The sequence below is a fragment of the Kitasatospora sp. NPDC127116 genome (assembly GCF_042677365.1).
Lineage (GTDB): Bacteria > Actinomycetota > Actinomycetes > Streptomycetales > Streptomycetaceae > Kitasatospora > Kitasatospora lactacystinica.
This window is the reverse complement of the sequence record NZ_JBHXTL010000258.1, coordinates 1-4,970: the sequence shown is the minus strand read 5'-3', so window position 1 is coordinate 4,970 and position 4,970 is coordinate 1. Positions and strand designations below refer to the sequence as shown.

At 74.1% G+C, this 4,970-nt stretch carries 3 protein-coding genes and 1 pseudogene; 3 read left to right on the top strand and 1 reads right to left on the bottom strand.

From position 1 onward, the window contains the following. Positions 1 to 1,384, top strand: a pseudogene (locus ACFVHV_RS43240) (hypothetical protein); the annotation flags it as partial. Next, positions 1,381 to 2,154: an isocitrate lyase/phosphoenolpyruvate mutase family protein gene (locus ACFVHV_RS43235; protein WP_359905625.1), complete on the top strand. Its 774-nt coding sequence runs from the start codon at positions 1,381 to 1,383 to the stop codon at positions 2,152 to 2,154. The pseudogene ACFVHV_RS43240 and the gene ACFVHV_RS43235, both read left to right, overlap by 4 nt. Before the next feature lie 57 nt (positions 2,155 to 2,211). On the opposite strand, the gene ACFVHV_RS43230 is transcribed toward ACFVHV_RS43235, so the two are convergent. Next, positions 2,212 to 2,976, bottom strand: a complete 765-nt coding sequence (locus ACFVHV_RS43230; protein ID WP_359905628.1) for a TetR/AcrR family transcriptional regulator — start codon at positions 2,974 to 2,976, stop codon at positions 2,212 to 2,214. 339 nt (positions 2,977 to 3,315) lie between these two features. Between ACFVHV_RS43230 and ACFVHV_RS43225 the strand changes: the two genes are divergently transcribed. Continuing rightward, positions 3,316 to 4,830 (top strand): MFS transporter, encoded by a 1,515-nt coding sequence (locus tag ACFVHV_RS43225; RefSeq protein WP_380359295.1) that lies wholly within the window; start codon positions 3,316 to 3,318, stop codon positions 4,828 to 4,830. The last annotated feature ends 140 nt before the right edge of the window (positions 4,831 to 4,970 follow it).

Here is a 4,970-nt window from a genome sequence, read left to right as displayed (position 1 = left end):
GGCCGACCCGGCGCTGGTCCCGCCGCCCGCCGGGCCGGCCGTGCCCGGAGCGCCCGGCGCCGCCCCCGGCACGGTGGCCTGGCTGCGGTCCGCCGTCGCCCGGTTCAGTTCCGGCGAGCCGCACGCCCGGCGCCGGGCGCTGGTGCTGGCGGACCTGGAGCGGCTGGACCCGGACCGGCTGCGGGTGGCCGCGGCCGCCGGCTTCGAGTCCGACGTCCGGCTGCGGGTCGTCCGGGTGCTCGCGGCGGAGCTCGGCCTGGCCGACCCGGAGGCCGTGGCGCGGGATGTCGCGACGGTGTCCCGGGCGTACTTCGCCGATGCGCAGGCCGACCCGGTGGCCGCCGACACGGTGGCCGCCGCCCCGGCGGCGGACGCGGCGGTGGCCCGGCTGCTGTCCCTGATGGCGGACCGGGACGAGGCGGCGGGGGACCGGGACGAGGAGACGGCCGCGAACCGGATCGGCCTGCTCGTCCAGGCCTGCGACGCCACCGCCGCGCTGGTCGAGGGCGCCCGCCGGCACGAGAACGGTCTGGCCGGCGTGCTGCGTGCGGACCCGCCGGTCCGGACGATGCGTCGGCTCGCCGCCCGGGCGACCGAGGTCGGCCGGGTCGCGGTACCGGCCGGGACGCTGGTCCTGCTCGACATCGCGGCGGCCCAGTCCGGGGCGCCGGAGGGCGTCGCGCTCACCTTCGGCGCACCGCCCCGGAGCTGCCCGGGCCGCTCGCAGGCCCTGGTCATCGCCGAGGGCATCCTGTACGGCGCCTCCGATCCGGCGGACACCGGGGCGCCGGACATGCCGCCCGCACCGGATCGGGGGAAGGCCGAACTCGCCTCCCTGGTACCGGAGATGGTCGAGCGCGTGCTCGTCCTGGCGGCCGGCTGGACGGCCTGGGGCGGTCGCCCGATCGTCAACGCCGACGGCCGAACCTACACGCCGCACAAGGCTGTTCGCCGTATCTCCGACCATCTTGTCGACCACCTCGCCGAGTTGGAGGCCCGGGTGGTCGGTGAGCCGACCGAGCCCGACCGCTGGCACGCCTCCGGTGTCACCACCCCGGCCGACCTGGCCCCGTTCACCACCGCCGACCTGGACGAGGCCCGCAGCCGGCTGACCCGGCTGGCCGGGATCTGGTCCCGGCGGATCACCGCACTGCCGGACGAGTGGTTGGACGACTCGCCGGGGACGGGCTGGAGCTTCCGGCAGATCGTCCGGCACGTCTCCGGGGCCGGGTACTACTACGCGGACTCGGTCGGCGCGCTCGGCAGCCCCGCGGGTGCGACCGACCACTCGGAGGGTGCGACCGACACCCCGGAGGGTGCGACCGACACCCCGGCGGACGCGGCCGGAAACCTCACCAACGACCCGACGGAGCCGACCCGATGACCCCCTTCGCCGCCCTGCACCACCGCCCCGGCCGTCCGCTGCTGCTCCCCAACGCCTGGGACCACGCCTCGGCCGTCGCCCTCGCCGCCCAGGGGCACCCCGCGATCGGCACCACCAGCCTGGGCGTGGCGGCCGTCGCCGGCCTGCCCGACGGTGCCGCCGCCACCCGCGCGGAGACCGTACGGTTGGCGCGCCGGCTCGGGCGGGTCGGCTTCCTGCTCAGTGTCGACGCGGAGTCCGGCTTCAGCGACGATCCGGACGAAGTCGCCGAACTGGCCGTGGAGTTGGCGAAGGCCGGAGCGGTCGGCATCAACCTGGAGGACGGTCGGGCGGACGGTTCGCTGACCCCCGTCGACCGCCATGCCGCCAAGATCGCGGCGGTGAAGGCGGCCGTGCCGGAGCTGTTCGTCAACGCCCGCACCGACACCTACTGGTGCGGGCAGGACGCCCCCGAGGCGGGGGCGCTCCGGCGCCTGGACGCCTACCAGCAGGCGGGCGCGGACGGCGTGTTCGTCCCCGGGCCGGCCGATCCGGCGGCCATCGGCCGGCTGGTCGGCGCGCTCTCCGTCCCGCTGAACATCCTCTGGACGCCGGCCGGCCCGGGCCTCGCCGAGCTGGCCGCGCTCGGGGTGGCCCGGGTCAGCCTGGGCTCGCTGCTGTACCGCGCGGCACTGGCGGCGGCGGTGGCCACGGCGGCGGCCGTCGCGGCGGGCGAGCCGGTCGGTCGGGTGCCGGGGTACGCGGAGGTGCAGGCCCTCAGCGGGAGTTGAGCGTCTCCGGGGAGCGGTCACGGGCGGCCCCGGGCCGGCGCCCCAGGGCCGGCGCCCTCAGGCCCCGTGGCGGGCGGTGCGGGCCGCCTCGATCCCGTCCAGGATGACGTTGACGCCCCGGGCGAAGCTGCTGTCCCGGCCCGCCTCGACCTCGCCCGGAACCTCGGTGGTGTACAGCCGGTGCAGTCGCGGGAACTCCTTGGTGGCCTCGATGACGGTGGGCAGGAGCCGGTTGATCCACTCCTGCTCGTCGTGGCCGCTGCGGGCCAGCGAGCTCACCCAGGAGGCCTCCACGCAGGCGGTTCCGATGGTGTAGCCCATCACAGCGCTCATCGCGTCGTTCGCGTCGCCCATCTCGAAGCCGGCCGTGTCCAGGACGGCCAGCAGGGACTCGGAGATGCGCATCCAGTTGGGGCCGAGGTAGATCATCCCGACGTCGCCGATCACCGAGACCATCCACGGGTAGCGAATGATGGTCGCGCGCATGCTCTCGGCGCACTCCATGACCTTCGCGCGCCAGACCTTCGGGTCCTCGGAGCCCTCGGCCTCCGGCTGGGGGAGGGTACCGAAGACCTGGTCGACGACCAGGGCGAGCAGTTCCTCCTTGTTGGCGACGTGGGTGTAGAGCGAGGTCGCGCCGGCGTTCAGCCGGGCGGCGAGCTTGCGCATGCTCAGCGCGTCGATGCCGTCGGAGTCCAGCAGTGCGAAGGCCTCGGCGACGATCTGCTCGCGACTGAGGGAGGGCTGCTCCCGCCGTCGCTGGGGGCGGTTCCACGGCAGGGGGATGCCCGGGGTCGTGCCGTCCTCTGATTTGGCCGCCATCGGGCCCTCCTCGCCAGTCGTCGATCGCCGGACCCGGTCCGGTGCGGCGCAGCTTGCCACAGGTCGCTGCGAACAGTGTACGGCCCAGCGAACGGTGTGCGGAGATCGAACGGCGTACGGCATTGCGAACAGTGTGCGGTGTCCGTACAGTGTTCGGAGCGGCGCACACCGTACCCCTGGGGACGGAGGGCGGTGTGCCCGCGACGACTTCCGCGCGGCTCCGGCCGGCCACGGCCACGGCTCGCGCGCTCATTCCAAAGCCCGAAGCCCGAAGCCCGGGTTCGCAGCGAGAAGTTCGAACCCGGGTTCGACGCGAGAAGTTCAAAGGGGGAAAACGCCGTGCAACGTCATCCGCAGCGCTGGCTCATTCTGGTCGTGCTCTGTCTCAGCAGCCTGGTGCTGGTGATCGACAACATGGTGCTCACGGTCTCCATCCCGCCGATCGCGGAGGACCTCAAGGCCGGGGCGCAGGACATCCAGTGGATCATCGACTCGTACATCCTGGTCTTCGCCGGCCTGCTGCTCACCTCGGGCAGCCTCTCCGACCGCTTCGGACGGCGGAAGGTGATGATCGTCGGACTCGCGCTGTTCGGCGCGGCCTCACTGGTCGCGGCCTACGCCGGCAGCTCCGGTGAACTGATCGCCGGGCGCGTCCTGATGGGCGTCGGCGGCGCGCTGGTCATGCCGAGCACGCTCTCCATCCTGATCACCGTCTTCGACGACGAGGAGCGCCCGAAGGCGATCGCCGCCTGGACCGCCGTGGCCATGATCGGCCTGGTCGGCGGTCCGGTGCTGGGCGGCGCGCTGATCGCGCACTTCTGGTGGGGCGCGGTCTTCCTGCTCAACGTGCCGATCGCGGCGGTCGCCATCATCGCCGCGGTGCTGCTGATGCCGGAGTCCAAGGGACCGTGGCGCCGACCCGACCTGCCGGGCATGGTGCTGTCGATGGTCGGCATGACGGCGCTGGTCTGGTCGATCATCGTGCTGCCCCGGGACGGCTTCACCAGCGCGAGCACCCTCGGCGCGCTCCTGCTCGCGGTGGCCTCGCTGACCGGCTTCGCCGTCCGGCAGGTCCGCACCGACTCGCCGATGGTCCCGCTCAACCTGTTCCGCAACCGGGTCTTCACCGGCGCCAGCTTCTCGCTCGTCCTGCTGACCTTCGCCACCGGCGGGCTGATGCTGGTCCTCACCCAGTACCTCCAGTTCGTGCTGGAGTTCTCGCCCACCGACACCGGCCTCGCCTTCATCCCGCTGGCCATCGCCTCGCTGGTGTTCAACGCGCTCGGCGCGGTGCTCGGCAAGAAGGTCCCGGCGCGGGTGCTCACCTCGATCGGCATGCTGATCATCGCGGGCGGCTTCTGGCTGCTGGCCACCCTCTCGGTCGGCGACGGCTTCACCAAGGTCGCCCTGGCCATGCTGGTGCTCGGCGTCGGCTCCGGCCTCGGCATGCCGGCCGCCGCCAACGCGCTCATGGGCGCCATCCCGAGCGAGCACGCCGGCGTCGGCTCCGCGCTCAACGACACCATCCAGCAGTCCGGCGCGGCGCTCGGCGTGGCCATCCTCGGCACCGTGCTCTCCAGCACCTACACCGGTGCGATGCCCGACGCCGCCCCCGCCGCCGCCCGCCACGACATCACCGGCGCGCTCGCGCTGGGCGGCTCCACCGGGGACGGCGGACTGGTCGCGGCCGCCCGGGAGGCGTTCAACACGGCCACCTCCACCACCTTCACGGTGGGCGGCATCGCGGTCGTCGCGGCCGCGGCGCTCACCCTGGTGCTGATGCGCGACGGCCGGAAGACCGCCGACGGGGCGGCCGGGGCCCCGACGGAGCCCACGGCCGAGCGGGTCGGCTGACCCCCTCCGGGCCGATGGCCCCGACCGCCCCGCGCGGGCGGGGCCCACGACCCCCCCGCGCCCGCCGCCCCGGGCGCGGATCCGCGCGGCAAGGTCCCCGCCTCCCCCGGGGTCGTATACACAAAAACGAGCCCACCCGC

Bases quoted from the DNA above. Each gene is read 5' to 3' on its own strand.
- ACFVHV_RS43235 (WP_359905625.1), top strand. From the start codon at position 1,381: ATGACCCCCTTCGCCGCCCTGCACCACCGCCCCGGCCGTCCGCTGCTG.
- ACFVHV_RS43230 (WP_359905628.1), bottom strand. From the start codon at position 2,976: ATGGCGGCCAAATCAGAGGACGGCACGACCCCGGGCATCCCCCTGCCG.